Raw genomic sequence first — 13966 nt, forward strand, 5'->3', positions numbered from 1 at the left:
CCGTGTTTAAGAATTATTAACTTCTGATTTAGAGACTAGTAGCGGCATTTTTCTACTTTCCCTCTATGATTCACCTTCAAAGCAAAAGACTTGATCTTCACTTATTATCCTTAGCTGATTTGCAGCAAGTTCATGCATTACACAGCATTCCAGAGGTAGATGAGTTCAACACCCTTGGTATTCCACAAAACATAGCGCATACTCAATCCATCATTGAGCCTTGGATTTTAGAACATCAAAAACTTGACGCCAAACAGTATACTTTCGCAATTCGGACAAAGAAGACGAATGATTTTGTCGGCCTGATTGCATTAAAATTGGGGGATGTCAAATTTCAAATTGGCGAGGTTTGGTTTAAACTCCATCCTGATTTTTGGAACAAAGGGTACGGAACTGAGGCTTTAAAGTTAGTGTTAAGCTTTGCTTTTGACGATTTGAAACTTCATAGAATTGAAGCGGGCTGCGCAGTAGATAATATTGGTTCTGCCCGAGTTTTAGAAAAAGCAGGAATGATTAAGGAGGGAAGGAAGAGAAAAGTGCTGCCATTAAAAACAGGCTGGTCCGATAATTTCGAATACGCAATACTAGACACAGACCCTAGATTTTAATTTCTTTTGTTAAATACTCTTTTTACCAGGCAGCACCTTTAAAAGTATTTTATACGACATTGTCCCAATACTTTTCTAAGTTGTGTAAATCTTTTTGCTCGAAAACGAGTTGATAAGCTCAAAGGAAACTGAATGTCTCAAGTTAATAATACTGCTATTTTATTTTTTTCAAGAAACCTCAAAGAGGAATTCTTGGCAAAGAATGTAGGCCTGAACATTCGGCAGTTTTCTAATTTGTTTAATCTGCTGGTCAAGAAAACTCAGAGAACGATTGGTCAAACGCAGATTCCGGTAAAAACACTCTTTTCTGACGAACAAATTGGAAGTTCGTTTGGAGAGCGACTCACAAATGGTATATCGAACTTATTCTCAGAAGGTTTTGAAAACGTAATCGTTGTTGGCAATGACGCTCCAGAACTTTCTTCTGAAGACTTACTTTGGGTTAAAAATAAGCTTGAAAATGGAAAGAATGTTTTAGGAAGGGATAGCCATGGCGGAGCTTATTTAATCGGTGTTTCAAAAAAGGACTTTTGCACCACGGCTTTCCTAAATATTGATTGGAACACTAAGTTGGTTTTCGATCAGCTTAAATCACTTCTATCTTCAGAAGAGCTAGAGAAGCGTTTAATTGACTTAAATGAGAAATCTGATTTTCAGAATATACTTAAGCAAGGGCTACACTTGTCGAAAACGTTCAAGCAAATTCTGAAAGCAATTTTCAGTAACTATACTTTACATACAAACTTTAATTTCACCCTTCCAAAATCAATTTGGTTTCAACTGACAGAGCTTAGAGGACCGCCCTCACTAGTTTCTTAACCATCCTGCTTTTTCTTGGTAATCAGCATTTCTCCTAGAGAAATCAATTTTAATCAATTTATATAAAGTAGCCCAGCCTCAATGACTAATGTGTTTCATGTCGGATGACTTGAAATTGCTTATGCTTTGGAATTGAATAAGGGCTTCACACTTAAGAAATAATACTATGCCTAAAAAATATTACGACCCGAGCGATCTGAAAAAATTCGGGAACATAACTGAATTCCAACCTGAAATGGGAAACAAATTCTTCGATTGGTACGGAAGCGTTTTCGAAGAAGGCGCATTAACCGCTAGAGAGAAATCGCTAATTGCCTTGGCGGTGGCTCATGCTGTTCAATGTCCATATTGTATTGATGCTTACACTGATACTTGTTTGAAAAAAGGAGCTGATGAAGAGCAGATGATGGAGGCTGTTCATGTAGCCGCTGCCATAAAAGGTGGAGCTGTTTTGGTACATGGAGTGCAGATGATGAATCAAGTAAAGGAAAAACTGATGTAGTCTATGACTTTACAAACATTAAAAAGACAACAACATGCCCTTTCTATTGCTGAAAGGCAGATTAGAATTTTAGATGATCATGAGGCAATTGGTGTTGATTCTTTTGAACAGAGAATTAATGCCATTGGTATGATGCCTTTAACCCCTGTTTCTGTAGATGTATTTCAGATCAATGTGGGCAAAATGTGCAATCAGGTTTGTAAACATTGTCACGTAGATGCTGGTCCTGATCGCAAGGAAATCATGACGCGAGAAACTATGCAACAATGTTTAGATGCTCTTAAGATTTCTAAGGCCACTACAGTGGATTTAACGGGAGGTGCTCCAGAAATGAATCCTGATTTTCGCTGGTTTGTGGAGGAGATTTCTAAGTTGGGTAAGCAAATCATTGTGCGTTGTAACCTGACCATAATTTTAGCCAACCCGAAATACCATGACTTGCCTGCGTTTTTCAAAAAACACAAGGTGAATGTTGTGTCTTCTCTTCCGTCATTCACAGCCAGAAGAACCGATGCTCAGCGCGGTGATGGTGTGTTTGAGAAGTCCATTAAAGCGCTTCAAATGCTGAATGAAATTGGGTATGGAAAAGAGGAGACAGGTTTAAAACTAGACTTGGTGTATAATCCATCAGGTGCATTTCTGCCAGACGATCAGGCGGTGCTGAAAAGTGAGTTTGAAAGAAAATTGAAAGAGAATTTCAATATTGTTTTCAATGATTTGTATGCGATAACCAATCTGCCAGTGAGTCGATTCCTAGATTACTTGGTTAATAGCAGTAATTATGAGGCCTACATGAACGAGCTGGTGAATGCCTTTAATCCTGCAGCAGCGGCAGGAGTAATGTGCCGTTCTATGATTTCAATCAGTTGGGATGGCTATTTATATGATTGCGATTTCAATCAAATGCTTGAAATGAAGCTGAAAGATGGCGCGCCAGATCACATCAAGGATTTCAACCTAGATAGATTAATGGCAAGGGAGATTTTAATTAACCAACACTGTTTTGGCTGTAGTGCAGGCGCAGGCTCAAGCTGCGGAGGAACCACAACAAATTAATTATAGAATGAGTAATTACTTAGAAACCACCAAAGACATATATAAGGCAGCAGCCGAAACACCAGATGTTGGGCTTTGTTGCACTACTACTCCGGTTTGGTCATTTCCTGGTTTGGAGATTCCCAAAATCATGCTCGAAATGAATTACGGTTGTGGCAGCACTGTCCATCCAAGGGATTTAATCAATTCACCCAAAATACTTTATGTAGGAGTGGGCGGTGGAATGGAGCTCCTTCAGTTCTCGTATTTCAGCCGACAGAAGGCGGGTGTTATTGGTGTAGATGTGGTAGATGAAATGCTTGATGCATGCAAGAAAAACATCAAGGAAGCAGAATTAACTAATGATTGGTTAGATGCTTCTTTTATTGATGTCCGTCAAGGCGATGCACTCAATTTGCCTATTGAAGACGCTTCTATTGATGTGGCTGCACAAAATTGTTTGTTCAATATTTTTCATGAAGAAGACTTAAAAAAGGCACTTCAAGAAATGTATAGAGTTTTGAAACCTCATGGCCGATTGGTATTGTCTGACCCAATAGCTGAGCAAACCATGCCTGAAAACCTCAAGAATGATGATCGATTACGCGGACTTTGCTTGAGCGGTTCGTTGCCTTTAAAAGATTATATCAAAATGATTACTGATGTTGGATTTGGTACAGTGGAAATTAGGGCGAAAAGACCGTATAGAATTTTGCATCCCAATCAATACGATACTGCCGAACCAATCTTTATTGAAAGTGTAGAGGTTTGTGCTATTAAAGATCCAATGCCAGCTGATGGGCCTTGTGTGTTTACGGGCAGAACCGCAATTTATTACGGAACAGAAACCCATTTCGATGATCACGGTGGTCATATTTTATTACAGAATCAGCCATTATCGGTTTGTGATAAGACAGCGGGAAATTTAGAAGCCTTGAATGACTCAAATATTTGGGTTTCGCCTTCTACTTACTTCTACGATGGTGGAGGATGCTGTTAATCTATTTGGCTTCTCGCTATGAGAATAGTTAAGGAAGGGGGGGATGTTAAAGATTAGACCATTCCTTTCTTCAACTCTTCTTTAAATTTTTTACCTTTCCTAAGCAACCCTCATACAAGAGGGCTGTCTTTAGCGCAAGGATTAGAAATTTGGAACCGAAATATCAAAATCTTCATCAAGAGGTAATTGACCTGTGTATGTTGGGCGACCGACAAGCGCAGTATCAGTTGTACAAGCTTTATTCGAAAGCCATGTACAACGTGTCTTTTCGGGTAACCCAAAATGAACAAGAAGCTGAAGATGTGCTCCAGGAGTCGTTTTTAAGTGCTTTCAAAAACATTCATAGCTATAAAGGAACGGCAGCTTTTGGTAGTTGGCTAAAGCGAATTACGCTTAACAATGCCATTAATTTAGTCAAGAAAAGACGTTTAGATTTTGAGTCCGTTGAAGATTACGGAGCTTATGATGAGCGTTTTGATCATGAAGAAACGGATGATCGAGATTTCGATGTAAATCAAGTGAAAAAAGCGATTGAGCTTTTGCCGGACGGATATCGGTTGGTGTTAACTCTTTACTTGATTGAGGGTTATGACCATAAAGAGATTGCAGAAATATTGAACATTACAGAATCGACTTCTAAGTCGCAGTTTAATAGATCAAAAAAGAAATTGAGGGAAATATTAAAAGAGGAATTTCAACATGCAGGATAAGCTAGAAGATTTCATAAAAGAAAATAAAGAACAATTCGATACTGAAGTACCAAGAGCTGAGGTATGGAATAAGATACAAAAAGGGCTTGATAAGAGCGATAATGCTTCAAACAGTTCCACACATTGGTTCTGGAAAGTAGCGGTTGCAGTGTTGCTTATTGCGGTAGCTTATTTGGGTTCTGAAAAATATTTTGGTGCCGATGTTAATAAGGAAAGCACTGCTATGGAAGAGTTTAAAGAGCTTGAAACTTTTTATACTCAGATGATTTCTGATAAGAAAACGAAGCTGTCGGAAGAGGTGGAGGCAGGTGAGTATTTCAGCTTTTTGGAAGCCGATATTCAATCCCTAGATCAGAATTATGAAGAGTTGAAAACTACATTTGAAAACGGACAAGAAACACCTCAACTTAAAAGTGCATTGGTGCATTTGCTCAAACAAAAGCTCTATTTGATAGAGAAACAATTAGAGATTTTAGAAGAAACTAAAAGTGAAACCTCAGAAGGTGTTAGCTCACTTTAAATAAACTCAATTCAACTTCATTAGAATCGAGAATACTTCCCTTTTCGCATTTAAGAACACGCTTAGGGTAATTTTTAATAAGGTTATAATCATGCGTGGCCATCAGAATTGAGGTTCCTCCTTTGTTGATTTCCATAAAAGTCTGGAAAATACCATCTGAAACTTCTGGGTCTAGATTTCCAGTAGGTTCATCGGCAATTAAAAGTACAGGATCGTTAATTAAGGCACGTGCAATTACCACCCTTTGTTGCTCACCGCCAGAAAGTTGATGTGGCATTTTATTAGCAACCACTCCCAAACCAACACGCATAAGCACTTCGGCCAACTTGCTTTTTATCTTAGCTTTGTTTTTCCAGCCAGTGGCTTTCATTACAAAGTAGATGTTTTCAGCAACCGAGCGATCGGGGAAGAGCTGGAAGTCTTGAAATACAACTCCTAGTTTTCTTCTTAAAAGTGGAACATCCTTTCGTTTGATATTCTGAATGTCATGATTAGCAATTCTGATTTTACCCAAACGAAGAGGTAAATCGGCATAAAGCGTTTTTAACAGAGAACTCTTTCCACTTCCTGTTCTTCCAACCAAATACACTAACTCTCCTTTATTAATGGAAAGCGTAATGTTGTTCAATACAGTTTTGTCGTCTTGAAAAATGGTGGCATCCTCGATGCGAACAATGGGTTCTCCTGAAAAAGGCATAATTTAAATATCCAGTTTTTGAAGTTTACCGAAAGGTAAGTTATTGATTACTTCTTGCAATTCAGTTTCTTTCCCTTCAAGGTCATACTTTTCTAACTTTTTTAACGGTCGGTCGGCACGAAAGTATGCTATGAGCACGAAATTTTCGTCTCTTAACTGAATGTAATCTGGGATTTTAGCTTTCCCTTTTACTTTAATGATATACATATTCCTAAATAACTTCGGGTCATTTGCATAACCCGAAGTTGGAACTAAAGTTTTATCCATTTGCTTTGGCGTGGTCGGCAAGAAATTGTGCCAAACCTTTGTCTGTTAGCGGATGGTTCAACAAGCTAGTGATAACCTTCAACGGGCAAGTTGCAACGTCTGCACCAATTTCGGCACACTGCAATAAGTGCATTGTGTGACGTACTGAGGCAGCCAGTACTTCGGTAGCAAAACCGTAGTTATCGTAAATCTGGCAGATTTGCTCGATAAGCTCTAAACCATCATATCCAATGTCATCAAGTCTTCCAATAAATGGAGAAACATAAGATGCACCTGCTTTGGCAGCCAATAAAGCTTGACCAGCAGAGAATACTAATGTACAGTTGGTTCTGATGTCTTCAGCTGTAAAGGTTTTAATCGCCTTAATACCATCTTTAGTCATTGGTACTTTTACAACGATTTTGTCATCGATTTGAGCCAATTCACGACCTTCTTTCAACATGCCTTCGTAATCGGTAGCAATTACCTCGGCACTTACGTTGTCGTCTACAATATCACAAATCGCCTTATAATGGGCTATTACGTTATCGTGGCCAGAAATGCCTTCTTTAGCCATTAAAGAAGGGTTGGTGGTTACACCATCTAACACGCCTAAGTCGTAGGCTTCTCTTATTTCATCAAGATTCGCGGTGTCGATAAAGAACTTCATTTTGTCTATTTTAGATTGATTTGCAATGCATTACAAAGCTAATGTTTTTGTTTGCTTGAAGCGCCCTTATAAACACAACTTTTTATTGACGGCAGAAATTATCTTGAAACTAAACCTAGTTCAGTTCTTCGAGCTTTTTCACCAAGGCAAAAGTATCGCCCTCTAATGGCAAGTAGCCGTATTCATAGCAAAAGTAATAGGTGGCGCCTGCTTTTGTAGTGTAAGTAGAAGTGTGATAGTTAAAGTCGAATCCCTTTTCTATGAGTTTGTTTCTGGTGGTTTTCGATTTGCCATCAGGATTGAGTTCCTCCAAAATTCGCCTGTTTCTTCTCAATAAATTGTGCACGTTGCGCACGTAATTATTTGAGTCGCTATTCTGTCGGTTATTAAAGGTGTTACGACACTGATCTGAGCAAAATTTTTTATCGATTCTGCCGTACATCGCGTCTCCACACTCTAAACATTGTCTTTCTTCCATGATGAAAAATCTAAAAAACGAAAACTACCACTTTTCCCAGTTGGAAGTTAAGTTATTGTAAAAGAGTGATATATCCAATTGTAAACGCTTACAAACGAATGTTACCCGACTACAAATGCTTACCAACCGACTTTACTTTTCGACCTGCTGTTACTTTGCCATTGTCAATTCGGAAATACAAACCGAGCGGACAACAAACTTTAAAATTAAACAATTTATATCATGAGAAATTTAAGAAACAGTGTACAGTTGATCGGAAGATTAGGTCAAGATCCAGAAGTGAAAAACTTAACATCAGGTAAAAAACTTACTACGTTTTCATTGGCCACTACAGATGCCTACAAAAATGCAGACGGAGACAAAGTAGAAGATACACAATGGCATAATATCATTGCCTGGGGCAAGGTAGGAGAGATAGCTGCTGAGTATTTAAAGAAAGGTGCGGAAGTTTGTATTGAAGGAAAGTTGGTGCACAGGTCGTACGAAAACTCGGCTGGTGAAAAACGATTCGTGACTGAGATTAATCTAAACGAATTGTTGATGATGGGTGGGAAGAAATGATGCCCAATTCTTTTAAAACAGAAATGCATAGACGGTCAGGGATTGTCTATGCATTTTTTAATTACTCTACTTTTTTTCGGCTTAGCCTATAATTCCTGTTACTGAAATGAGTGTTTGGTAAGCAATGAAGGTTACGAAAACAGCAACTACTAATTTTGTTAATGAATTGGTTTTTTTAGAGGTGGTAGTTTGTGTTGTTGCAGCTTTCATAATTTCTGTATTTAAGTTCGGTAGTAAGTATCCAAATAGGGTGCCAGTGCCCTGAGCGGGTTTAAACCCACTTTTTCTTATTGAGCTTGTCCCGAATTGGGAATCTCCTTGGCCTGTGGGAATAAATAAGCCTACTCAAAACGCAGAAATGCATAGAACAAGAAATTGTTTATGCATTTTAATAATCCTTAGTTGATCTTGCGGTTTAGCCAATAAGCCCCATTACCGAAATAAACGTTTGATAAACGATGAATGCCGAAAGAATACTAAAGGTAAGTTTGATAAAGGAATTGGATTTTTTTGAAGCAGTTCTTCTTACTCTTGCCTGACCCTGGTTTTGTAATGTTGCAGTTCTCATAATACTCATGTTTATATACTGATATTGAGTATTCAAATGGAATGCCATTGCGTAAAAATGATTTTAACGGGTTTTTCGGCTTAAATAGAATCCCATTTTGGGATTGCTGTATAAGTTTTGAAACCGAGAGTTGCTATTTTTTCTTTGCCTCTTCTGCAATGGCGTAAGCAATTATCAAAATGCTACTCACAATACAAGACCAGGTAAGAATTCCTGTCGTACCATTAAAAGCTAATTGATAAAGTCCAGCCCCAAGTCCGCCTCCGATGATAGGCCCTATAATAGGAATCCAAGCATAACTCCATTTCGAATTTCCTTTTCCTTTTATGGGCAATAGAAAATGTGCGAGTCTGGGGCCAAAATCTCTTGCAGGATTAATTGCATATCCGGTTGAGCCGCCTTGCGCCATACCAATAACAACGATGAGTCCGCCAACAACTAAAGGGTTTAAGCCTTCTACAAACTGATTAGCACCAATCATTAGTAAGCCAAAAATCAACACCATTGTGCCAAGAACTTCACTCAATAAGTTAGCTCCTTTTTGGTCAATGGCTCCTCCTGTACAAAAAACTCCTAGTTTCGCGCCTTTATCTTCGGTTTTATCCCAGTGTGGTAAATACTGTAGCCAAGTAAACGAAGCACCTGCCATTGCGCCAAGTACTTGGGCAATAATATAACCAGGCACTAAGTTCCATTCAAAATCACCAGTCATGGCGAGTGAAAGAGTTACGGCAGGATTGATATGTGCTCCACTAATTTGGCCAACTGCGTAAATGCCAAAAGTAACGGCTAGGCCCCAGCCAATTGTGGTAACAATCCAACCTGAGTTTTTAGCGTAAGAAAAATTTAGTGTAGTGGCAGCGTTGGTTCCATTCCCAAAAAAGATAAGGATGGCCGTGCCCACAAATTCTGCGAGATAAACGGACATAATCAAAAAGTCTAGGAAGTAATAATACGATAAAGAAGGGGATAAAAAAAGGCATCAGGATGTCGCACCGCTACAACCGCTTACCCTTGCTCTGTTCCCAGCCTGGGGGAGTTCAGCGGGAGCTGGTCGCACCCCTCTGCCGGGCGCAAAGGTATTAAGAAATTGCTAATAGGAAAACTTGAGAGCCGAAATATTAAATTATTATTCTCACTATTTCTGGGTATTTACTTCCTAAGCCCATTATGCTTATTTTAAGCTTGAATCTGGCTTGTTTCCCTCATAGAAAAGTAAGAGATTCAATGTGTGTATATTTTATCTTCAATCAAAAAAAGTGTGATATGTTAAAATCAGAAAGAAGAAGTTCAGTTGAAAAGAACTTTGGGTTGATGTTTCAATCCAAAGGCTTTGTGTTTAATAAGTTTGATCCAGACCCGGAAGAGCCCGAAGAGGAAGAAGAAGGAGGCGCTAATAACCCACCACCTCCAGTACCTCCAGTTTCTGGTAATTAAGAATGAGAGTTATCATTACAGGGATTTTGATTTTCATTCTGAATCCTTTATTCGGTCAGGATTTAAATGACCTAGATGAATTAAGGGAACAGGGTGAAAAATATAGAGCTGAGGCAAAGTATGACTCAGCTCTAATTGCTTTTCGTCAAGTTTCGGATTTGGCAGAAGAGATGGGTAATATTGAATTTCAAGTTCGCGCGGCAATAGGAGAAGCTGCCGTGTTTATTGAATTGAACGAGGCAGACTTTGCTCGTTCATCCTACCTAAAAGCAATAAAACTCTCTCAAAGTATTAACAATAAACGTTTAGAGAATAACTCATGGTATGGAATTGGAGTGACACACCAAATAGAAGGAAATATTGACTCTGCATTGTATTACTACAATAAAACAGAGGTGTTATTTAATGAAGAAAAGAATAAAGAAATGGTGGCTTCTTTACTCTCAAATATTGGGTCACTTCATTATTTAAAAGAGGAATATGATTTAGCGATTGCTAAAAGTTTTGAGTCTTCAAAACAGAATAAACAACTAAAGAATTTCAGAGTTGTAGGACTTGATTATAGAAGGATGGGAATGTCTTTCTTCAAACTTGATAACCTTGACAGTGCAAAATTCTATGCAACGCTAGCATATGAAATAGCTGATTCTTTGAAATACTTAGATGATGCTAGAGAGGTATTGACACTCCAATCTCAAATAGCAAGAAGTGAAGGTAGGTTTGAAGATGCCGCTAGATATACTGACTCATCAGACTCGCTAGCGAAGGTTATTTATGTCGATGGTAAAAATGATGAAATTCTAGAGCTAAAAGCTAAGGTTATGACTGCTTCTTTAGCACTCGAATCTGAAAAGCAGAAGAACTTGGCACTTCAACAAAGGAAATATAAAACCATAATCCTTGGTGTATCCATAATTCTTGTTGTAGCAGCTTTCATAATTATTTATGTGATTGATCAGCGTAGAAAAAACATAAAGGCTTTGGCAGATAAAAATGAAGAGATCAATAAACAGCAAATTGATGAACTGCTTCAAAAGCAAGAAATAGCTTCACTACAAGGCGTTTTAGAAGGGCAAGAAACTGAACGAAGAAGAATTGCTATTGACCTTCATGACAGACTCGGAGGTATACTCTCGATGGTGAAACTACATTTTAGCGTAGTTACCGAAAGCCTGAGTAAGGATGATCAAACCCATACCAAGTTTATGAAGGCGTCTGATTTATTGGATCAGGCAACAGGTGAAGTGAGAAGTATTTCACACAATTTAATGTCTGGGGTACTTACAAAGTTTGGACTTGTGCCCGCTTTAGAAGATCTGAAAGACAAGATTTCACAAACAGGTAAACTCAAGGTAAGTCTCTATTCTAACGACCTCAATAATGTTTTGACGGCCGAACAAGAGTTGCAGTTGTACCGTATTGTTCAGGAGTTGATTAGCAACATTTTAAAGCATTCACATGCCAAAGAAGCAAATATTCAACTCACAAAAGGGGAGGACAGTGTTAACCTCATTGTGGAAGATGATGGAGTGGGTTTTGACTTGAAGGAAGTGAATAAAAAGGCTGGAATAGGTTTGATTAACTTAAAAGCACGCGTAGCCAAACTCAACGGTAATTTCCATATTGATTCTGGCAGAGGGGCAGGCACAACAATTTCAATTGATATACCAATAAATAATGATTAGAGTTCTTATAGTTGACGATCACCAAGTGGTAATTGATGGCATATCTTCAATCCTTGAAGATGATGCTTCAATAAAAGTGGTCGATAGTGCTTTAACTGGAGCAGACGCACTACGCAAACTCGAATTTTGTGCAGTTGATGTTTTATTGCTCGATATCAATATGCCCGAAATGGATGGAATCGAGGTGGTAAGACAGCTGCATAAGAAAGGAATTAAGGTGAATGTGCTGATTCTCACAATGCATAACAATGCACAGTTTACCAAGCAACTGATAGAGCTGGGAGTCCAAGGTTGTATTCTGAAAAATTCTGGAAAGAAAGAGTTGATTTTCGCCATTAACGAAGTTTCACAGGGCAGAAGGATTTATAGCGAAGATGTGACTGAATCACTTTTTGACAGCTTAGAAAAAACTCAGAATGCTGTAGATCAAGTACAACTGACTAAAAGAGAAGTAGAGATTATTAAGCTTATTGCCTCAGAGCTAAATACCAATGAAATTGCAGAACAACTATTTATTAGTTCTCATACAGTAGATACGCACAGGAAGAATATCTTAAGTAAGTTAGGAGTGAAGAATTTGGCAGGCTTGGTGAAATTTGCTTACGAGAATCAGTTGGTTTAGCCTTCCTTTCGTTGAAAAAAGTCTTTTTTCATATAGAGTTGAAACTCTAATGGACTACTTTCTTTGAATTCATCTTCGGCTAAATCATCATAAATTTCTTCATCAAAATTCATGTCTGTTTTTTCTACTTTTCCATCAGGGTGAATAATCAATTCGGTGCCAGAAAAGTCAATAGGGTTGACTGACACAAGTACCTGATAGTCTTCAAAAACGCGCTTGAAGTATTTGAAAACGATTGCATCTTTTTTCATACTAAAATCTGATTTGTATTGTTGAATTAACCCTTCTGCTTTTTAGTTGAAACAAAGGTAAACAAGCGGAAGCAAATGTATCCAGCAATCAGGCCAATTAATGCACCTGTGATTACATCGCCAGGAAAGTGAACACCTAAATAAACCCGACTATAAGCAATTAAAGCAGCCCAAGGCAGCAAAAGCCAAATGTATTTTAGCTTGTCTTTTAAACAAAACCAGCAGAAAAAGGCAAGTGCAAACATATTTGAGGAATGCGATGATGCAAAACCATAGCGTCCGCCACAACCATCTGGAGTGTGGACCCAATCCATTATTTCAGGGTCATGGCACGGTCGGAGACGGGCTACCCATGGTTTTAATAAACCAGAGGCTGTTTGGTCGCTGATTAATATGAGTAAACCTAAAGATAGAGCCATCCAGCCGTAGTTCTTTTTGTATTTGAATAGCCAATAAAGCAAGACGACATAAAGAGGAATCCAAATGAATTTATTGCTGGCCCAGGTCATTACAAAATCACCAAAGCTATTATGCGCTCCATTAATGATGCGGAATAGTGCCTTATCCCATTGTTCTAATTGATCGATCATTTAAAGCTTTAGCCAGTTGATTCCTTTTTGTAATAAAGCCTGAGTTTTTGCCTCTTTACTTCCTTTTAGTGGCTGAAAGTCATATTCCCAACCGGCCTGAGCGGGTAAACTCATTAAAATTGACTCAATTCGTCCGTCAGTTTCTAAGCCAAAACGTGTACCTCTATCGTGCACCAGATTGAATTCTACATAGCGACCACGCCTAAGCATCTGCCATTCTTTTTCTCTTTCTCCGTAAGGAAGTTTTGAGTTTTTGCGCATTAAGTAAGTGTATATAGGGGCAAAAGCAAGCCCTACATCTTTTACGAATTCTAGGCGGTCCGACTTACTAAAAGTGCTATCCTCAGTTAAGTGATCAAAGAAAATCCCTCCAATTCCTCTGGTTTCTTTTCTATGTTTCACGTAGAAATAGTCATCGGCCCAAGGCTTGAACTCTGTATAGTATGAAGAATGGTGCTTGTCGCAAACAGCCTTTAATTTTTCATGAAAAAACTGAGCGTCCGATTCGTCTACATAATGAGGTGTTAAATCAATTCCCCCACCAAACCAATATTTCCCATCCGACATTTCGAAATAGCGAATGTTCATATGGATAATAGGTACCATAGGGTTTTCAGGGTGAAGAACTATAGAAACACCCGTAGCAAAGAAATCTCCTTCAGTAAGCCCGAACGAGCTCAATATTTTTTCAGGTGTTTTACCATGCACTGCTGAAAAATTGACACCCCCTTTTTCTATTATGGTGCCATGACGCATTACGCGGCTAATGCCACCGCCACCGCCCGGACGTTCCCATTGGTCTTCAATAAAGTGGCCTGTGCCATCACATTTGGTGATTTCTTTACAAATATGATCCTGAATATTTCTGAAAATCCGAGTAATCGAATCTCTATCTGTCATTGTCATAATGCAAAAGTAAAACAAACCGTTGAAAGGCAATTCCGTATGCAAAATAGATTGCCTAACG

Annotated in this window: 21 protein-coding genes and 1 other RNA gene; 11 read left to right on the forward strand and 11 right to left on the reverse strand. The window is 38.6% G+C overall.

The window, feature by feature from the left end; all coding sequences use genetic code 11:
- The first annotated feature begins 65 nt into the window (after positions 1-65).
- The 7 genes from OB69_RS15235 (at position 66) to OB69_RS15265 (ending at position 5194) form a co-directional block, all read left to right on the forward strand.
- Complete coding sequence (locus OB69_RS15235) at positions 66-608, forward strand: GNAT family N-acetyltransferase (RefSeq protein ID WP_053224611.1); 543 nt, start codon at positions 66-68, stop codon at positions 606-608.
- A gap of 132 nt (positions 609-740) precedes the next feature.
- Positions 741-1427, forward strand: coding sequence for a DUF2064 domain-containing protein (locus OB69_RS15240; RefSeq protein ID WP_053224612.1), 687 nt, complete (start codon positions 741-743; stop codon positions 1425-1427).
- Between the two features lie 166 nt (positions 1428-1593).
- Positions 1594-1929, forward strand: coding sequence for an arsenosugar biosynthesis-associated peroxidase-like protein (locus OB69_RS15245; protein WP_053224613.1), 336 nt, complete (start codon positions 1594-1596; stop codon positions 1927-1929).
- A gap of 3 nt (positions 1930-1932) precedes the next feature.
- Complete coding sequence (gene arsS, locus OB69_RS15250; protein WP_053224614.1) at positions 1933-2985, forward strand: arsenosugar biosynthesis radical SAM (seleno)protein ArsS; 1053 nt, start codon at positions 1933-1935, stop codon at positions 2983-2985.
- A 7-nt stretch (positions 2986-2992) separates the two neighbouring features.
- A complete protein-coding gene (gene arsM, locus OB69_RS15255; RefSeq protein ID WP_053224615.1) occupies positions 2993-3964 on the forward strand; it encodes an arsenosugar biosynthesis arsenite methyltransferase ArsM in 972 nt (323 codons plus the stop codon).
- A gap of 149 nt (positions 3965-4113) precedes the next feature.
- Complete coding sequence (locus OB69_RS15260) at positions 4114-4674, forward strand: RNA polymerase sigma factor (RefSeq protein ID WP_071387039.1); 561 nt, start codon at positions 4114-4116, stop codon at positions 4672-4674.
- The gene (locus OB69_RS15265; RefSeq protein ID WP_053224617.1) at positions 4664-5194 is read left to right on the forward strand and encodes a hypothetical protein; all 531 of its coding nucleotides are present in this window, start codon (positions 4664-4666) and stop codon (positions 5192-5194) included. Before OB69_RS15260 ends, OB69_RS15265 begins: the two co-directional genes overlap by 11 nt.
- On the opposite strand, the gene OB69_RS15270 is transcribed toward OB69_RS15265, so the two are convergent.
- The 4 genes from OB69_RS15270 to OB69_RS15285 form a co-directional block, all read right to left on the reverse strand.
- Positions 5181-5891: a cell division ATP-binding protein FtsE gene (locus tag OB69_RS15270; protein ID WP_053224618.1), complete on the reverse strand. Its 711-nt coding sequence runs from the start codon at positions 5889-5891 to the stop codon at positions 5181-5183. The genes OB69_RS15265 and OB69_RS15270 overlap by 14 nt on opposite strands.
- A 3-nt stretch (positions 5892-5894) precedes the next feature.
- Complete coding sequence (locus OB69_RS15275; protein WP_053224804.1) at positions 5895-6098, reverse strand: hypothetical protein; 204 nt, start codon at positions 6096-6098, stop codon at positions 5895-5897.
- Positions 6099-6150: 52 nt separating this feature from the next.
- Positions 6151-6807 carry a fructose-6-phosphate aldolase gene (gene fsa, locus OB69_RS15280; protein WP_053224619.1) on the reverse strand — a complete coding sequence of 219 codons (657 nt, stop codon included), beginning with the start codon at positions 6805-6807 and terminating at the stop codon, positions 6151-6153.
- Between the two features lie 115 nt (positions 6808-6922).
- Positions 6923-7285, reverse strand: coding sequence for a hypothetical protein (locus OB69_RS15285; RefSeq protein WP_053224620.1), 363 nt, complete (start codon positions 7283-7285; stop codon positions 6923-6925).
- Positions 7286-7507: 222 nt separating this feature from the next.
- Between OB69_RS15285 and OB69_RS15290 the strand changes: the two genes are divergently transcribed.
- Positions 7508-7846: a single-stranded DNA-binding protein gene (locus tag OB69_RS15290; protein WP_053224621.1), complete on the forward strand. Its 339-nt coding sequence runs from the start codon at positions 7508-7510 to the stop codon at positions 7844-7846.
- 81 nt (positions 7847-7927) lie between these two features.
- On the opposite strand, the gene OB69_RS18935 is transcribed toward OB69_RS15290, so the two are convergent.
- The 4 genes from OB69_RS18935 to ffs all read right to left on the reverse strand — a co-directional run bounded on the left by OB69_RS18935 (position 7928) and on the right by ffs (position 9485).
- Positions 7928-8056: a hypothetical protein gene (locus OB69_RS18935; RefSeq protein ID WP_260310861.1), complete on the reverse strand. Its 129-nt coding sequence runs from the start codon at positions 8054-8056 to the stop codon at positions 7928-7930.
- A 205-nt stretch (positions 8057-8261) separates the two neighbouring features.
- Positions 8262-8414 carry a hypothetical protein gene (locus OB69_RS18655; protein WP_157608601.1) on the reverse strand — a complete coding sequence of 51 codons (153 nt, stop codon included), beginning with the start codon at positions 8412-8414 and terminating at the stop codon, positions 8262-8264.
- Positions 8415-8547: 133 nt separating this feature from the next.
- Positions 8548-9342 (reverse strand): MIP/aquaporin family protein, encoded by a 795-nt coding sequence (locus tag OB69_RS15295; protein ID WP_053224622.1) that lies wholly within the window; start codon positions 9340-9342, stop codon positions 8548-8550.
- Positions 9343-9387: 45 nt separating this feature from the next.
- Positions 9388-9485: signal recognition particle sRNA small type (gene ffs, locus OB69_RS18260), an RNA gene on the reverse strand.
- A 195-nt stretch (positions 9486-9680) separates the two neighbouring features.
- Here ffs and OB69_RS18660 point away from each other — a divergent pair.
- From OB69_RS18660 to OB69_RS15310, 3 genes are read left to right on the forward strand one after another with little or no spacing between them, the layout of a single operon-like run.
- Positions 9681-9851 (forward strand): hypothetical protein, encoded by a 171-nt coding sequence (locus OB69_RS18660; RefSeq protein WP_157608602.1) that lies wholly within the window; start codon positions 9681-9683, stop codon positions 9849-9851.
- Positions 9852-9853: 2 nt separating this feature from the next.
- Entirely contained in the window at positions 9854-11536 is a 1683-nt protein-coding gene (locus OB69_RS15305) for a tetratricopeptide repeat-containing sensor histidine kinase (RefSeq protein ID WP_053224624.1), read from the forward strand.
- Complete coding sequence (locus tag OB69_RS15310) at positions 11529-12158, forward strand: response regulator (RefSeq protein ID WP_053224625.1); 630 nt, start codon at positions 11529-11531, stop codon at positions 12156-12158. The genes OB69_RS15305 and OB69_RS15310 overlap by 8 nt, the downstream gene beginning before the upstream one ends.
- Here the strand turns inward: OB69_RS15310 and OB69_RS15315 are convergent.
- The 3 genes from OB69_RS15315 to hemF are packed head-to-tail and all read right to left on the reverse strand — an operon-like array spanning position 12155 to position 13905.
- Positions 12155-12409: a hypothetical protein gene (locus OB69_RS15315; protein ID WP_053224626.1), complete on the reverse strand. Its 255-nt coding sequence runs from the start codon at positions 12407-12409 to the stop codon at positions 12155-12157. The genes OB69_RS15310 and OB69_RS15315 overlap by 4 nt on opposite strands.
- A gap of 26 nt (positions 12410-12435) precedes the next feature.
- On the reverse strand, positions 12436-12999 hold the full coding sequence (locus tag OB69_RS15320) for a phosphatase PAP2 family protein (RefSeq protein WP_053224627.1): 564 nt from the start codon (positions 12997-12999) through the stop codon (positions 12436-12438).
- Positions 13000-13905, reverse strand: a complete 906-nt coding sequence (gene hemF / locus OB69_RS15325) for an oxygen-dependent coproporphyrinogen oxidase (RefSeq protein WP_157608603.1) — start codon at positions 13903-13905, stop codon at positions 13000-13002. It abuts the gene before it with no gap.
- Positions 13906-13966: the final 61 nt, after the last annotated feature.

The sequence above is a fragment of the Roseivirga seohaensis subsp. aquiponti genome, assembly GCF_001267955.1.
In the GTDB taxonomy this organism is placed as follows: Bacteria; Bacteroidota; Bacteroidia; order Cytophagales; family Cyclobacteriaceae; genus Roseivirga; species Roseivirga seohaensis.